Genomic DNA, 14660 nt, shown 5'->3' on the forward strand with positions numbered 1-14660 from the left:
GGCGAGAAGCGTTGCCGATCCCCATTTCCCGCCGCGCTCCGATAGCCTAAGGAAGCGGCATGTTTCAGGATTTTTCAGAGAAAAGCGACGCCTCCCGCTCGGGCGAGCGGCTGGCGGCGCTGCGCGCCCGCCTTGCCGAGGCCGGGCTTGCCGGTTTCATCGTGCCGCGGGCCGACGAGCATCAGAGCGAATACGTGCCGGCATCGGCGGAGCGGCTCGCCTGGCTGACCGGCTTCACCGGCTCGGCGGGCACGGCGATCGCGCTGCTTGACGAGGCGGCGCTCTTCGTCGACGGGCGCTATACCGTGCAGGCGGCCAGCCAGGTGGACGAGGCCGCCTTCACGCCTGTTGCCATCCACGACACGCTGCCGTCGGACTGGCTTGCCGAGCGCGCCGGCGAGGGCGCGCGCATCGGCTACGATCCCTGGCTGATGACGCGCGGCCAGCGCCGCAGCTTCGAAAAGAAGCTGGCGCGGACGGGCGCGGAGCTCGTGGAGCTTAAGGAAAACCCGCTCGATGCGCTGTGGCGGGAAAGGCCAAAGCCGCCGACCGGCGCCGTCAGCCTCTATCCTGAGGCGCTTGCCGGGCGCAGCGCGGAAGAGAAGATCGCCGAGCTGCAGGCCGGGCTGAAGGAGAAGGGGGTGGAGGCGGCCGTCATCGCCGACCCGGCCTCCATCTCCTGGCTGTTCAACATCCGCGGCAAGGACGTGCCGCATGCGCCGCTGGTGCTCGCCTTCGCGCTGGCGCCGGCGGAGGGCAAGCCGCAGCTCTTCATCGACGGGCGCAAGCTCTCCAACGAGGTGCGCAGCGCGCTTGCCGAGATCGCCGAGATCGGCGAGCCGGGGGCGCTCGCGCCGGCGCTCTCCTCCCTGCCGATGGGAACGAAGGTGCTTTACGACCCGCAGGGCGCCGCCGAGGCGCTGGCGCTGGCGATCGAGGCCGGCGGCGGCGAGGTGGTGGAGGGGGCCGATCCGGTCCTCCTGCCGAAGGCGAGGAAGAACAAGGCGGAAATTGCCGGCGCGCGGGCGGCGCAGCAGCGCGACGGGGTGGCGGTTCTGCGCTTCCTCTCCTGGCTCGGCGGCCAGGCGCCGGGCAGCGTGACGGAGATCGACGCGGCAAGGCGCCTGGAGAAGCTGCGCGCGCAGACGGCCAAGGCGCATGGCTCGGAGCTTGTCGATATCGCCTTCGACAGCATCTCCTCCACCGGACCGAACGGGGCCATCAACCATTACCGGGTGACGCAGGGCTCCAACCGGCGACTGGAGGAGGGCGAGCTCTATCTCATCGATTCGGGTGGGCAGTATCTCGACGGCACCACCGACATCACGCGCACGCTGCTAGTCGGCGAGGCGCCGGCGGAGCGGCTGACGCTCTTCCGCGACCGCTATACCCGCGTCCTGAAGGGGCATATCGCCATCGCCACGGCGCGCTTTCCCAAGGGCACCAGCGGGGCGCAGCTCGACGCCCTGGCGCGAGCGGCGCTGTGGGCGGCGGGGCTCGATTTCGACCACGGGACGGGGCACGGCGTCGGCGCCTTCCTGTCGGTGCACGAAGGGCCGCAGCGCATCGCCAAGACCGGGCATACGCCGCTGGAGCCGGGAATGATCGTCTCCAACGAGCCGGGCTATTACCGGCCGGGCGATTTCGGCATCCGGCTGGAGAATCTCGTCATCGTGCGCGAGGCGGCGGAGGTGCCGGGCGGGGACCGGCCGATGCTCTCCTTCGAAACGGTGACGCTCGCCCCCTTCGAGCGGCGGCTCATCGATCCCCTGCTGCTGACGCCGACCGAGATCGCCTGGCTCGACTGCTACCATACCAGGGTGCGAGCGAGCCTTTCCTATTATCCGGGCTATTCGGATGAGGAGCGGGCGTTTCTGGAAGATGCCTGCCGGCCGCTGGTCGGCTGAGGCCTCAGGCGGGGGCGACGGGCTTTTCGGCGAAGAGGGCGGCGGCGGCCGCCTCGCCCTTGCAGATGCGCATCAGCCAGCGGGCGAGACGGCGGGCCGGGACGGTGAGCTCGCCGTCCTGGCGATAGACGAGGAAATAGGCGTAGCCGCTCTGGTCGGCCGTGCCGAAGGGGGCTTCCACACGGCCTTCCTCCACCCAGCGATCGACCATGGGGCGGCGGCCGATGGCAAGGCCGAGACCGCCGGCGGCGGCCTCCAGGATCTGCTCGGTGCCCTCCAAGGTCAGGGCGTTATCGAGGCGCGGCGGGGCAAGGCCGCGCGCCTGCGCCCATTCGGTCCATTCGGGCGGATGCGCGGCGCTGATGATAAGGCGGGCGGAGGCGAGCGCCTCTTGCGGCGAGGTGCCCTCGGCAAGAAAGCCCGGCCGGCAGATGGGGAAGCTCTGCTCGTCGAAGAGATGCTCGGCGGCAAGGCCCGGCCAGCTTCCGCGCCCGTGGCGGATGGCGAGGTCGATCTGATCGCGTTTTAGGTCGACGACGCGGTTGGAGGGCGACATCTGCAGGTTGATTTCCGGCAACTCGCTCTCCAGCTGGCCGAGACGCGGGATCAGCCAGAAGGTCGCCAGCGACGAGGGCAGGGTGAGCGAGACGCGGCAGCAGGGGCCCGACAACGCCTCCGTGGCGGCGCGGATACGCGAGAAGGCCGGGTCGATCTCGTCGAAATAGGTCTGGCCGACGAGGGTGAGGGCGACGGCATTGCCGCGGCGCTCGAAAAGCCGCACGCTGAGATAATCCTCCAGCTTGCGCACCTGGTGGCTGATGGCCGATTCCGTCAGGCCGAGCGCGGCCGCCGCCTCGCGGAAACGGCCGAAGCGCGCCGCCGCGTGAAAGCTTCTGAGCGCATGCAGCGGCGGCAGTGGCGGCAATCTTTCATCCGGCATGGGCGTTAGTTCCTTGAATGCCATTCATTCTAGCTTGCGCCTTGCGCGTTCGCGTCTATGCGCTGTTCCTCCTAACCTACTCTCCATCGAGCGGCGAAGAAAAGCTGATCGAGCCTGAATAAAGCTCAAGGAGAGGATGAATGCAGTTCATTCAAAACATGATGCGGGCGCGCCGGCGGCGCAAGGCCGCCCAGGAGCTTCGCGGTCTTTCGCCTGAAATCCTGCGCGATATCGGCATCGAGCCCGACCAGGTCGGCCGGGTGGCCGCCGACATGGCAGCCGGCCGCGAGACGGAGATGGAGCGCTATCGCAGGCCCGAGCCCGACGCGCTGCTCTACAAGGCCTCGCTGTTCATGCCCATCGACTGGGCCGGCCCGAAGCCGCGCATCGGCTTCAAGCGAGGCGCCCGCGCCTGAGGCGCGGGCCTCGCCCGCCCGCAAGCGGGCAGGAACGGGGGCTTTGCAGGCGATGAAGGATGGCCAGCTATGTCGATGCGCAGCGATTGCCCGGCCCCGGACGGCTACGCCGCCGGGCCGGGCCTGCTAAAACGCCTGGCGCGGGCGATGGCCGCCTCGCGGCTTTGCGGCGCCAGGCGGGAAATCAACCTTTACCTCTCGCGCCTCGACGACGAGGAGCTGCGCCGGCTCGGCTTTCGGCGCGCCGAGATCGCGAAGAACCGGGCAAGCGATTTTCGGTTCTAAGCCGCAACCTCAGTCGCGCCGGACGAGGACGAGGACGCTCCATTCGCCGAAGCGATGCTCGGCTTCAAGCGCGAAGCTCTGGCCGCGATAGGCGGCGACGACGCGCGAGGCCTGGCGGGCGAGAATGCCGGAAAGAAGGGCCGTGCCGCCCGGGGCGAGATGGCGGCGCATCTTGGGCGCAAGCGCGATTAAGGGACCGGCGAGGATGTTGGCGATGATGAGGTCGAAGGGCGCGGATGTGCGGATGCGTGGATGGGAAAGGCCGGTCGCGGCGATGGCCTCAACCAGATGGCCGACGCGGTTGAGGCGGGCGTTCTCGGCCGCGATGCGCACGGCGATGGGGTCGATATCGCTGGCAAGGACCGGCATTCGGGTGAGCTTTGCCAGGGCGATGGCGAGAAGGCCGGTGCCGGTGCCCAGATCGAGCGCGTTGCAGAAGCTCTGACGCCTGGCAAGCCCGTCCAGGACTTGAAGGCAGCCGAGCGTGGTTTCGTGATGACCGGTGCCGAAAGCCTGGCCGGCATCGATTTCGATGGCGGTGCGGCCTGCGGGCAGCCTGTCGCGATCATGCGCGCCGTGAACGAGGAAGCGGCCGGCGGGAACCGGCGGCAGGCCCTTCAGCGATTCGCCCACCCAGTCGGTTTCGGCAAGCTCTTCCACCGCAAAGCCGGAGGCTTGCGCGCCGAGCGCGCCGGCAAGCGCCTCGCGCAGCGCCGCTTCGCCGACGCCGTCCCAATAAAGATCGAGCTGCCAGCCGGGCGGCGCCTCGAACAGGGAGACGACCGCGCCCTCCTCGGCGAAGGCCGCCTCCAGGCGGTCGGCCAGCGTCTCGAGGCATGTCCGCTCCGCCCGCAAGGATGCGCGCCAGCTCATTCGCTCGGCCTTTCGCTCTCGCCGGGAGCGGCGCCCGCGGCGTCTTTCTGGTCATTCTCGTCTTTCTCGGCGCCGGAGCTTTCCGCCGGCTCGGCGTCGCCGCGCAGCTTCTTGCCGCCCTGGGCGGTGCGGGCATGCAGGGGCTTTGAGGATTCGCGCTGCGCCTTGCGCCGGACGGATTTCTTCGCCTTGCGGTCCTCGTTCTCCTCCTCCGGCGGCACCATGGCGAGCACCCGGCCCTGATTGCTCCTCGCACGCTCGCGCGCCTGGTCGCCGAAGGCGATGCTGCCGTCCTGGCCCGCATGCAGGATGATCTCCAGGGCCTCGCCGCGTTCGGCGCGATAGGCACCGAAGGTGTATTCCTTGGAGAGCGGCGTCGCCTGGATCAGCCAGCCTGTCGTCAGGCGCTGCTCCAGCTCCCAGTAGGAGGCGCCGGAGGCAAGCAGCGGGCGGCCGCCGATGGTGACGGAGAGGTTCTTGCTGCTGGCGCTGTCCTCGTCGCGCTCGCGGCCGATCTGGAAGACGTGGGTGCGGCCGAAATGCGGGCCGAAATCGGTGCAGACGAGAGCGTTGTAGGCGTCGTTGTCGGTGGCGGCGATGAGATAGTCGAAGCGGTTGAACTCGATCGCATGCTCGGCCGGGTCGGACAGGATCTCGCCCCAATAGGTGGGCGTCTCCGACAGGCGGGCATGGCGCAGGCGCGACCAGTTGCGGTCGGCGATCAGCGTCGGGATCTTCATCTCGCGCAGCCGGTCCGTCAGCGCCTTGCTGAACTGTGAGGCGCCGACGACGAGGATGCCGGGGCGAAGCTCGGCGGCAAGGCCGAGGCGCCGCGCCAGCCAGGGCAGGGTGAAGCCGTGAACCACCACGGTGACGAAGACGACGGCGAAGGTGATCGGCACCATCATGGTGCCGTCCTCCACGCCGATGCCGGCGAGCTCGGCGCCGAAAAGGCCGGCAACGGCGATGGCGACGACGCCTCGCGGGGCGATCCAGCCGACCAGCAGGCGCTCCGACAGCTTCAGGCCGCTGCCGATGGTGGCGATGAGGACGGAGGCGGGGCGAACGAGGAAGAGGAGCGCGGCGATGAAGGCGGCCACGCGCCAGTTGAGGGCGGCGATATCGGCCGTGGTGATGGTCGCCGTCAAGATGACGAAAACGCCGGAGACGAGAAGCACCGTCATCGTCTCCTTGAAGCGCTTCAGTTCGTCGAGGCTGGCGATGCGCGAATTGCCGAGGGTGATGCCGAGAACGGTGACGGCGACGAGGCCGGCCTCGGAAAGGAGCGCGTCGGTGGCCGCATAGGCGACGAGGACCGCGGCGAGAATGAGCGGCACCTTCAGATATTCCGGCACCAGGCCGCGCGAGAAGAGCACGATGAGCAGCCTGCCGAGCAGCCAGGCGCCGCCGACGGCCACGACAGCCGCAACGGCGACGGCGGCGGCGACGTCGGATAGCTCGTGCTGGAAGCGGATGACCAGCACCGCCTCAAAGGCGAAGACGGCGAACATGGCGCCGACCGGATCGTTGACGATGGCTTCCCAGCGCAGGAGCGAGGCCGGCCGCTGCGCCAGCCGCGCCTGGCGCAGGAGCGGCATGATGACGGTCGGGCCGGTGACGACGAAGAGGCCGCCGAGGACGGCGGAGGTCTCCCAGCTCAGCCCGCCGATATAGTGCCCGGCAAGGGTGCCGAAGAGAAAGCCGAGCGGGCCGCCGATGAGGACAAGGCGGCGCACGCCCGCCGAGGTCTCGCGGATCTCGCTGAAATGCAGCGTCAGCCCGCCCTCAAAGAGAATGATGGCGACGGCCGCGGCGATGAGGGGACGCAGGAACTCGCCGAAATCGGCGGCCGGATCGATGAGGCCGAGGAGCGGGCCGAGGACGATGCCGGCAAGCGACAGAACGACGATGGCAGGCATGCGGAAACGCCAGGAGAGCCACTGGGCGGCAATTCCCGCGGCGCCGATCAAGGCGATCTTGCTAATCAGGTCGTGCATCGGCCCCCCGAACCAGGAAGAGAGGGATTAGAGGGTAGGGAGCCGGGTTTTCAAGCGTGGCCTCGCAACGAAGGGGTCCGGCTCAGGGCGCAACCTCCGGCCTGTCGGCGAAGCCGAGGACGAAGGCGAGGGCGCGTTCGACCCGGCTCATCTCATCCTTTGTCAAGGAACCAATCAGCTTGCCCAAACGGTGGCGGGGGATGGTCATCACCTTGTCGGCCATGAGCTGGGAAGGCTGTGTCAGGCCGTTGCCGCTGCTCGGCACGAAATCGATGCGGTATTCCGGTGCTGCCGCGATTTGGCTGGTGAAAGGACATACCACCAAGCTTGCATGTGCCTCATTGAGGATATCGGTCTGGATGATCAGAGCCGGGCGAGGCTTGCCTTAATCCCCGGGAATGATGACTGTGACGATGTCGCCGCGCCTCACTCTGGCGGCCATTCCTGTGCGGCTTCGACGAAATCGAGCATCTCCTTTTCTCCCGGAGAGGCGGCGATCGCCGCCGATTGGCGGCGAACCCGCTCCTTGAAACCAGGAGCCGATGTGTCCGGCAGCCAGAGCTGAACGGGCCGCAGACCGCGCGTGCGCATGCGCTCACGATAGCTCTTGACCCTCTCCGCCGGCTTCTTCGTCGCCTTACCGCTCATGCGTTACATGTTACGCGAGCGAGACCGCGTGGACAAGGTCGACGCCGCTTCGACGAGGCTGTCTGGCATCCTCCGTCACGGGGATGGAGTGCTAAGCTCGGCATCGATTGGCCGGCCGGGCCCATTCAAGATCAGCTTTCGTTGTCGTCCTGGCCCGGCCTGACCCGGCCATCCATGTCTCGGCATTCGGGGCGGAGCGGCATGGATGCCAAGGTCAAGCCTTGGCATGACGACAGTCTCAAACGCAGCGTTCATGGTCGTCCTGGCCGGCTGGGGCGTTGGGATGACCGCGGCGGCCTCGATGCCGCTCCGTTGGGGCAGCGATCAGGCCTGCCTCAGGCCGCTTCCACAAAACTGTCGACGACGCGCTTGCGCCCCGATTTCTCGAAATCGACCGTCAGCTTGTTGCCGTCGATGGTGAAAATCGTGCCGTAGCCGAATTTCTGGTGGAAGACCCGCTCGCCGACGGAATAGGGGCTCGTGCCGCCGATGACGGATTTGGCGATGAGCTCGCCTTCCAGGGTCAGCGGGCCGCCGCCGGCGCGGTTTCTCGGATCGGCGCGGCCGCGGTTCGACTGCGCCCGCTGCCAGCCGGGCGTGCGATAGGCGGAGCCGAAGGCCTCGTCGAAGCGCGAGGCGCCGTAGGCGCCGCCGCCATAGCCACCATAGGCGCTGCCATAGCCGCCGTAGCTCGCCGGCTCGGCCACCTCCACATGCGCTTCCGGCAAATCGTCGAGAAAGCGCGAGGGCAGCGTCGACTGCCACAGGCCGTGGGTGCGGCGATTGCCGACGAAGAAGATGGTGGCGTGGCGGCGGGCGCGCGTCAGCCCGACATAGGCGAGCCGGCGCTCTTCCTCCAGCCCCTCGCGGCCGTTCTCGTCGAGGGCGCGCTGATGCGGGAAGAGACCCTCCTCCCAGCCGGGCAGATAAACGACATCGAATTCCAGACCCTTGGCCGAATGCAGCGTCATCAAGGAGACCTTCTCCTGCGTGTCGGCGCTCTCGGCGTCCATGACGAGGGAGACATGCTCCAGGAAGGCGGGCAGGGAATCGTATTCGCCGAGCGTGTTGACGAGCTCCTTGAGGTTCTCCAGCCGGCCCGGCGCTTCCGGCGAGCGGTCGCGCTGCCACATCTCGATATAGCCGCTCTCCTCCAGGATGATCTCGGCAAGCTCCGGATGCGGGGTATCGGCGAGCGCCTCGGCCCAGCGGGCGAAGCTCTTCACCAGGCCGTCGAGCGCCTGGCGCTGCTTGGGCTTGATCTCCTCGGTGGCGGCGAGCTCGCCGGCGGCCGCCATCAGGGGAATGTCGCGGCGGCGGGCATGGGCGTGCAGAAGCTGGATGGTCGCCGCGCCGAGGCCGCGCTTGGGGGTGTTGACGATGCGCTCGAAGGCGAGCCCGTCGGCCGGATTGACGGTGGCGCGCAGATAGGCGAGCGCGTCGCGGATCTCCAGGCGCTCGAAAAAACGCGGGCCGCCGACGACGCGGTAGGGCAGGCCGAGGGTGATGAAGCGGTCTTCCAGCTCGCGCATCTGGAAGGAGGCGCGAACGAGGACGGCGATCTCGTCGAGCGAGACGCCCTGGCGCTGCTTGCGCTCGATATCCTCGCCGATGGCGCGCGCCTCCTCGGTGGAATCCCAGCCGGAGGCGACGGCGACCTTCTCGCCCATCTCCTCGGTGGCGGGATAGAGCGTCTTGCCGTGGCGGCTCTCGTTGCGGGCAATCAAGCCGGAGGCGGCGGCGAGGATGTGGCCGGTGGAGCGGTAGTTGCGCTCCAGGCGGATGATCGTGGCGCCGGGAAAATCGCGCTCAAAGCGCAGGATGTTGGCGACCTCGGCGCCGCGCCAGCCATAGATGGACTGGTCGTCGTCGCCGACGCAGCAGATGTTCGGCGCCTCGCCATCGGGGCGCTGGGCCAAGAGGCGCAGCCAAAGATACTGGGCGACGTTGGTGTCCTGGTACTCGTCGACGAGCATGTAGCGGAAGCGCTCCTGATAGGAGGCAAGCACGTCCGGCTGTTCGCGGAAGAGGGTGAGGCATTCCGTCAGAAGGTCGCCGAAATCGACCGCGTTGAGGGTCTTCAGGCGCGCCTGATAGGCGGCGTAGAGCTCGCGGCCGGCGCCGTTGGCGAAGGCGTAGGCTTCCGAATCGGGAATCTTTTCAGGCGACAGGCCGCGATTCTTCCAGCCGTCGATGAAGTTCGCCAGCTGGCGGGCGGGCCAGCGCTTCTCGTCGATATTGGCCGCCTGGATGACCTGCTTCATCAGGCGGATCTGGTCGTCGGCGTCCAGAATGGTGAAGTCCGACCTGAGGCCGACGAGCTCGCCGTGGCGGCGCAGGATCTTGACGCCGATGGCATGGAAGGTGCCGAGCCAGGGCATGCCCTCCGCCATCTGCTCGCCGATGAGGGCGGCGATACGCGCCTTCATCTCGCGGGCCGCCTTGTTGGTGAAGGTGACGGCGAGGATCTGCGAGGGAAAGGCGCGGCGGGTGGCGAGGATATGGGCGATGCGGGTGGTCAGGACGCGGGTCTTGCCAGTGCCGGCGCCGGCCAGCACCAGGAGCGGCCCCTCCGTCGTCTCCACCGCCTGGCGCTGCTCGGCGTTGAGGCCGGCGAGATAGGGCGGGGGGCCGGCCATCTGCGCGGCGGCGCGCGCGGCGATGCCCCCGGCGCGCGGCAGGTGGCCGCCGACCTTCGAGGCAGGCGGATCGTCGGGGAAGGGGGCGTTGCGGCCGGCGTTCTGATCGGTCATGGGGTTTCGATTCGCTGTCGCCAAGATAGGGCAAAGCCGGAACGGTTTTAAGGCCGGTGCGGGAGCAGTCCAGGAGCGGGCCCGGATAGGACCTGGATAGACATCAGACCTGGATCGACAAGGGCGGGCGCGAACTTTGCCGGGCGCTGCGCATTGACGATGGGAACAAGACGAATGCGGGAGGGCACAATGGCAACGCATGACCTGCATCCAAGCGTGGCGGTGGAGGATTACGTCTTCGGGCCGTCCGGGAATATCCCGAACAGCACGCTGCCGCTGCTTATCTATCGCGGCGGGCTCGACGAGCCGGTCAGGATGGCCGGGGCGGCGGAGACGATTTTCACGCGCAACCGCTGGCAGGGCGTGTGGGTGTGGTCGATCTATCCGTTCTGGCACTTCCATACGCGCGGGCACGAGGCGCTGGCCTGCGTGACGGGCGGGGCGCGGGTGGCGCTCGGCGGCGAGAACGGCATTGAGGCGGAGATCGAGGCGGGCGACGTCATCGTCGTTCCGGCAGGGGTCGGCCACAAGCTCGTCAGCGCCAGCGACGATTTCTCCATCGTCGGCGCCTATCCGCCCGGACAGGAGGGGGATATCTGCCGGCCGGAGGAGAGCGACCCGGAGGCGGCGAAAGAGGCGGCCGGGAAGGTCGCCGTGCCCGATACCGATCCGATCTACGGGCGCGAGGGCCCGCTCTTCCGCTTCTGGCCGATGCCGGAACGGGCGGCGGGCCTCAGCGGTGCTCCTCCTCCGACTGGCGGATGAGCGCCCGGTTGAAGTAGCGCAGGGCGCGGATCTGGCTGACATGGCCGATGACCTTGGTCGCATCGTCGGGACTGACCACGGGCACGGTGCTGGCGCCGGAACTGTCGAAGGTCCTCAGCGCCGCCTCCAGGGTGTCGGCGGGCCTGAGATAGGGCTCGCCGCCGCCCGGATCGAAAGGCTCGGCCTCCTCACGCTTTTCCGGCGGCAGCGGCTCCAGAAAGTCGCGCACGCGCACGGTGCCGATGAGATAGCGGTGCGGGCCCTCCGAGACGAACAGGCCGCGCGTCTCCAACTGCCAGTGGAACCAGGAGCGGCCGTGGACGGCGAAGGTGATGCCGACGGCGATGGAGACGGTGAAGAGGAGGGCGAGCGTCAGGGCGTAGCCGCCGGTGAGCTCAAAGACGATGACGGTGGTGGAAATGGGCGCGCCGAGAACGGCCGCGGCAACGGCGCCCATGCCGATGATGGCGTAGACGCCGTTGCCGGAGGCGATGTCGGGAAAGACGGAGGCGGCGATGAGGCCGAAGGCGCCGCCGGTCATGGCGCCGAGATAGAGCGAGGGCGAGAAGATGCCGCCGCCAAGCCGCGAGGCAAGGGTGATCGCCGTCGCCGCCGTCTTGGCGAAGAGAAGCGCAAACAGGGTGGAGATGGCGAGCGAGCCTTGCAGCGCCTTGTCGGTGGTGTCGTAGCCGACGCCGAGAATGTCGGGGAAGAAGACGCCGATGGCCCCGACCATCAGGCCGCCGAGGACCGGGCGCAGCCATAGCGGCATCTTGACGGAGCGGGCGGTGTATTCGGTGCCCATCAGGGCGAACTGGAAGATGATGGCGACGGCGGCGCAGGTGAGGCCGAGAAGCGCGAAGGCCGGCACCTCCAGATAGGAGTTGATGGCGTATTCCGGCACGGTGAAGGCGGCCACCTCGCCGAAATAAAGGCGCGAGACGATGCCGCCGACCACCGAGGCGATGACGATGGGCACGAAGGCGCTCATGGCGTAATGGCCGAGGATCACCTCGTGGGCGAAGAGGACGCCGGCAATGGGGGCGTTGAAGGAGGCGGAGACGGCGCTGGCGACGCCGCAGGCGATCAAGGTCTTCTCCGGCACGCCGGTGATGCGCATCAGACGGCAGAAGCTTTCCGACAGCACCGCGCCGAGATGCACGACAGGGCCTTCGCGCCCGGCGCTCGCCCCGAAGCCGAGCGAGACGGAATGTACCAGCGTGGTCCACATGCCCTGCCGGAAGGTGAGGCGCCTTCCGCCCAGAACCCGCGCCTCGATGACGTCGGCGACGGCCAGCGGCCGGTCGCCGGACATGAAACGCTGCAGGATGATGCCGACGATGAGGCCGCCGAAGGCCGGCGCCAGGAGGATGACATACCAGGGCGTCGCCGCCGCGGCGGTGGCGACCCGCTCGCTCATCGTGCCGAGCCAGGGAAGCTGGAAGAGGCCGATGGCCAGGCGAAACAGAATGGCGGCGACGCCGACGCACAGGCCGATGATGTTGGCGAGTAGCCAGACGAGCGGCTGGCGGCTGCTCAGGAAGTAGCGAAGATTGGGCTCGATGCCTTTCCAGACGATGCTTGGCAGACGTTTGATTGTGGCACGCATCGTCGCTTCAAGCGGGAACGGCTGGCGGGCGGATGCTTTTCTTATGCACCGCGGGAGAGCGTCCGACAACCGCGCGAAAGCGATTCAAGCAGCGGCGGCAAGCCGCTGATCGCTCATCGCTTCTTGTTGCCTATGGCGGCGCCGGCCCGTTCCGGGAAGGGCAGCGCTTGATGCGCCGCCAGCGTCTCGTCGAGCTTTTGCCTGATATGGGGCGGAAAGGCAGCGGAGCGGCGCGCGGCAAGGTCGACATGCACATGCATCTGCTCGCAGGCGGCGGCCAGATAACCTTCCTCGGCGTGAAAAAGCTCCAGCCAGCTCCTGATGCGCTTGTCGTCGGCGCCAAGGCATTGCCAGGTGGCAAAGACCGGCGCGCCGGCGGTCAGCTCGCGCAGATAATGGACGTGCAACTCCACGGTGAAGAAAGAGGCGCGACGCTTTTCCACATATTCGGGACCGAGACCGACCGTGAGGAAAGCTTCGTCGATGGCGCGGTCGAAGAGGAGAACGTAATAGGCAACGTTCATGTGGCCGTTATAGTCGATCCATTCATCTTTTACGTGCATGGTGGAAGCGCGGTACGGCACTGTGCTTGTGCTGGACATGACAGGGCTGTCTCTCATGGCTGCGTCACGATCGGGCGCCGGCCCTTGTGCGCGGCCGGCCAGCGCCGCATGTTGCCAGAAATATGAGGTCAGGACTCATTTGCGTGATCGAAATGACGACCTGGATGGCGAAGGCTGCAAGAAGAAGCATGCAGAGCGGCGCTTTTGCCCCGGAGGAAGGGGCCGCGGCTCCTGTGCCCGCGCGGTTCGCAGGCGCAGCCCAAGGCCCTATCCGCCAGGCTTGCGATAGGGTGGCTCGGCGCGGTTCGATGCGCGCCAAGTCGTTGAAAGTCGGAAGACTTCCAGCGGGCTTGCCGCTTCCATCGGCACCCATCGGCACGTACCATTTCGACCGGATGAACGGGTCTTGACCCACGCGAGATGGGAGGAGAGCTCCCAGGGAGCCGCCACATGGCCTTAGCAGAGCAGCTTGCCCGCAACGAGGGCGGCATCGCCAGCGTCGTCGCCATTCTCGGCGAACGCTTCGGCGCGCGCCTTTCCGTTTCCGGCGCCGTGCGCGAGCAGCACGGGCACACGACGACCTGGATTGAGAATCAGCCGCCCGACGCGGTGGTGTTCGCCGAGAGCACCGAAGAGGTCGCCGATGTGGTGAAGATATGCGCCGAACATGGGGTGCCGGTGATCGCCTTCGGCGCCGGCTCCTCGCTGGAAGGCCATCTCAACGCGCCCTGCGGCGGCATCTCCATCGACCTTTCGGGGATGAACAAGATCCTCGCCGTGCATGCGGAGGATCTGGATTGCGTGGTGCAGCCGGGCGTCACGCGCAAGCAGCTCAACGAGCATCTGCGCGATACGGGGCTCTTCTTCCCGATCGATCCGGGCGCCGATGCGAGCCTCGGCGGCATGGCCTCCACACGCGCCTCCGGCACCAACGCGGTGCGCTACGGCACGATGAAGGACAACGTCCTCAGCCTTGAGGCGGTGATGCCTGACGGCTCCGTCATCCGCACCGCGCAAAGGGCGAAGAAATCCTCCGCCGGCTACGACCTCACCCGCCTGCTCGTCGGGGCCGAGGGCACGCTCGGCGTCATTACCGAGCTGACCTTGCGCCTGCAGGGCATTCCGGAGGGGATTTCGGCGGCGGTGTGCTCCTTCCCGGACGTGGAGGCGGCCTGCAACACGGTGATCGCGACCATCCAGCACGGCATACCGGTGGCGCGGATCGAGCTTCTCGACACCTTGCAGATGCGCGCCAGCAACGCCTATTCCAAGCTGGACTATCCGGAAGCGCCGACGCTTTTCGTGGAATTCCACGGCACGCAGGCGGGCGTCGCCGAACAGGCGGAGCTGTTCGGCGAGATCGCGGCGGAATTCGGCGGCGGCAGTTTCGCCTGGACGAGCCGCGAGGAGGAACGGGCAAGGCTCTGGCAGGCGCGCCACGACGCCTATTGGGCGGCCACCGCGCTGCGTCCGGGCGCGCGTGCCTTCGCGACCGATGCCTGCGTGCCGATTTCGCGGCTTGCCGATTGCGTGCGCGAGACCATGGAGGACATCGCCGAGCTTGGCCTGATCGCGCCGATCGTCGGCCATGTCGGGGACGGCAACTTCCATGTTTCGGCCTTGATTGACATCGACGATCCGGCGGAGCTGGCGAAGGCGCGCGAGCTGGCCGGGCGGATCAGCGCCAGGGCGATCGCCATGGACGGCACCTGCACGGGCGAGCACGGGATCGGCCAGGGCAAACAGGCCTATCTGGAGCGCGAGCTGGGCGGCGCGGTCGAGGTCATGCGCGCGGTCAAGCGCGCCATCGACCCGCAGAACATCATGAATCCCGGCAAGATCATGCGCCTTTAGGTTTACGGCCCAGGTGAAGGGAGAAGATTCTGGGAAGGCTTTATATCGCG

12 protein-coding genes and 1 pseudogene are annotated in these 14660 nt (G+C 67.7%); 5 read left to right on the forward strand and 8 right to left on the reverse strand.

Annotated features, from left to right (window positions below; all coding sequences use genetic code 11):
- Nucleotides 1-59 precede the first annotated feature (59 nt).
- Nucleotides 60-1907, forward strand: a complete 1848-nt coding sequence (locus tag Q331_RS0103490) for an aminopeptidase P family protein (protein ID WP_026379531.1) — start codon at nt 60-62, stop codon at nt 1905-1907.
- Nucleotides 1908-1911: 4 nt separating this feature from the next.
- On the opposite strand, the gene Q331_RS19810 is transcribed toward Q331_RS0103490, so the two are convergent.
- Nucleotides 1912-2847 carry a LysR substrate-binding domain-containing protein gene (locus Q331_RS19810; RefSeq protein WP_051630499.1) on the reverse strand — a complete coding sequence of 312 codons (936 nt, stop codon included), beginning with the start codon at nt 2845-2847 and terminating at the stop codon, nt 1912-1914.
- A gap of 140 nt (nt 2848-2987) precedes the next feature.
- On the opposite strand from Q331_RS19810, the gene Q331_RS0103500 reads away from it, so the two are divergent.
- Both Q331_RS0103500 and Q331_RS0103505 read left to right on the forward strand, forming a co-directional pair.
- Nucleotides 2988-3263, forward strand: a complete 276-nt coding sequence (locus tag Q331_RS0103500) for a DUF1127 domain-containing protein (protein ID WP_026379532.1) — start codon at nt 2988-2990, stop codon at nt 3261-3263.
- Nucleotides 3264-3332: 69 nt separating this feature from the next.
- Nucleotides 3333-3548, forward strand: coding sequence for a hypothetical protein (locus Q331_RS0103505; protein ID WP_026379533.1), 216 nt, complete (start codon nt 3333-3335; stop codon nt 3546-3548).
- A gap of 9 nt (nt 3549-3557) precedes the next feature.
- On the opposite strand, the gene Q331_RS19815 is transcribed toward Q331_RS0103505, so the two are convergent.
- The 5 genes and pseudogenes from Q331_RS19815 to Q331_RS0103530 form a co-directional block, all read right to left on the reverse strand.
- Nucleotides 3558-4421, reverse strand: a complete 864-nt coding sequence (locus Q331_RS19815; protein ID WP_051630501.1) for a 50S ribosomal protein L11 methyltransferase — start codon at nt 4419-4421, stop codon at nt 3558-3560.
- A complete protein-coding gene (locus Q331_RS19820; protein WP_084174713.1) occupies nt 4418-6418 on the reverse strand; it encodes a cation:proton antiporter in 2001 nt (666 codons plus the stop codon). Before Q331_RS19820 ends, Q331_RS19815 begins: the two co-directional genes overlap by 4 nt.
- 82 nt (nt 6419-6500) lie before the next feature.
- A pseudogene (locus Q331_RS19825) lies at nt 6501-6791 on the reverse strand (type II toxin-antitoxin system PemK/MazF family toxin); the annotation flags it as partial.
- Nucleotides 6792-6844: 53 nt separating this feature from the next.
- Nucleotides 6845-7066, reverse strand: a complete 222-nt coding sequence (locus Q331_RS0103525) for an antitoxin MazE family protein (protein WP_026379534.1) — start codon at nt 7064-7066, stop codon at nt 6845-6847.
- Nucleotides 7067-7401: 335 nt separating this feature from the next.
- The gene (locus Q331_RS0103530; RefSeq protein ID WP_026379535.1) at nt 7402-9819 is read right to left on the reverse strand and encodes an ATP-dependent helicase; all 2418 of its coding nucleotides are present in this window, start codon (nt 9817-9819) and stop codon (nt 7402-7404) included.
- A 189-nt stretch (nt 9820-10008) separates the two neighbouring features.
- Here Q331_RS0103530 and Q331_RS19830 point away from each other — a divergent pair, with 189 nt between their 5' ends.
- Entirely contained in the window at nt 10009-10584 is a 576-nt protein-coding gene (locus Q331_RS19830) for a cupin domain-containing protein (RefSeq protein ID WP_051630503.1), read from the forward strand.
- On the opposite strand, the gene Q331_RS0103540 is transcribed toward Q331_RS19830, so the two are convergent.
- Together Q331_RS0103540 and Q331_RS0103545 are read right to left on the reverse strand one after the other, a co-directional pair.
- On the reverse strand, nt 10553-12193 hold the full coding sequence (locus Q331_RS0103540) for a chloride channel protein (RefSeq protein ID WP_026379536.1): 1641 nt from the start codon (nt 12191-12193) through the stop codon (nt 10553-10555). The genes Q331_RS19830 and Q331_RS0103540 overlap by 32 nt on opposite strands.
- Before the next feature lie 113 nt (nt 12194-12306).
- Complete coding sequence (locus tag Q331_RS0103545) at nt 12307-12756, reverse strand: thioesterase family protein (protein ID WP_210164899.1); 450 nt, start codon at nt 12754-12756, stop codon at nt 12307-12309.
- A 450-nt stretch (nt 12757-13206) separates the two neighbouring features.
- Here Q331_RS0103545 and Q331_RS0103550 point away from each other — a divergent pair, with 450 nt between their 5' ends.
- Nucleotides 13207-14610, forward strand: coding sequence for an FAD-binding oxidoreductase (locus Q331_RS0103550; protein ID WP_026379538.1), 1404 nt, complete (start codon nt 13207-13209; stop codon nt 14608-14610).
- Nucleotides 14611-14660 lie beyond the last annotated feature (50 nt).

Origin of the sequence: Afifella pfennigii DSM 17143 (genome assembly GCF_000688515.1) — a bacterium.
Lineage (GTDB): Bacteria > Pseudomonadota > Alphaproteobacteria > Rhizobiales > Afifellaceae > Afifella > Afifella pfennigii.

What these genes read in the sequence shown, in the direction of transcription:
- Q331_RS0103545 (WP_210164899.1), bottom strand. Translation starts at nt 12,756, where the DNA reads ATGCACGTAAAAGATGAATGGATCGACTATAACGGCCACATGAACGTT.
- Q331_RS0103525 (WP_026379534.1), bottom strand. Translation starts at nt 7,066, where the DNA reads ATGAGCGGTAAGGCGACGAAGAAGCCGGCGGAGAGGGTCAAGAGCTAT.
- Q331_RS0103550 (WP_026379538.1), top strand. Translation starts at nt 13,207, where the DNA reads ATGGCCTTAGCAGAGCAGCTTGCCCGCAACGAGGGCGGCATCGCCAGC.
- Q331_RS0103490 (WP_026379531.1), top strand. Translation starts at nt 60, where the DNA reads ATGTTTCAGGATTTTTCAGAGAAAAGCGACGCCTCCCGCTCGGGCGAG.
- Q331_RS0103500 (WP_026379532.1), top strand. Translation starts at nt 2,988, where the DNA reads ATGCAGTTCATTCAAAACATGATGCGGGCGCGCCGGCGGCGCAAGGCC.
- Q331_RS19810 (WP_051630499.1), bottom strand. Translation starts at nt 2,847, where the DNA reads ATGCCGGATGAAAGATTGCCGCCACTGCCGCCGCTGCATGCGCTCAGA.
- Q331_RS0103505 (WP_026379533.1), top strand. Translation starts at nt 3,333, where the DNA reads ATGTCGATGCGCAGCGATTGCCCGGCCCCGGACGGCTACGCCGCCGGG.
- Q331_RS19820 (WP_084174713.1), bottom strand. Translation starts at nt 6,418, where the DNA reads ATGCACGACCTGATTAGCAAGATCGCCTTGATCGGCGCCGCGGGAATT.
- Q331_RS0103530 (WP_026379535.1), bottom strand. Translation starts at nt 9,819, where the DNA reads ATGACCGATCAGAACGCCGGCCGCAACGCCCCCTTCCCCGACGATCCG.
- Q331_RS0103540 (WP_026379536.1), bottom strand. Translation starts at nt 12,193, where the DNA reads ATGCGTGCCACAATCAAACGTCTGCCAAGCATCGTCTGGAAAGGCATC.
- Q331_RS19830 (WP_051630503.1), top strand. Translation starts at nt 10,009, where the DNA reads ATGGCAACGCATGACCTGCATCCAAGCGTGGCGGTGGAGGATTACGTC.
- Q331_RS19815 (WP_051630501.1), bottom strand. Translation starts at nt 4,421, where the DNA reads ATGAGCTGGCGCGCATCCTTGCGGGCGGAGCGGACATGCCTCGAGACG.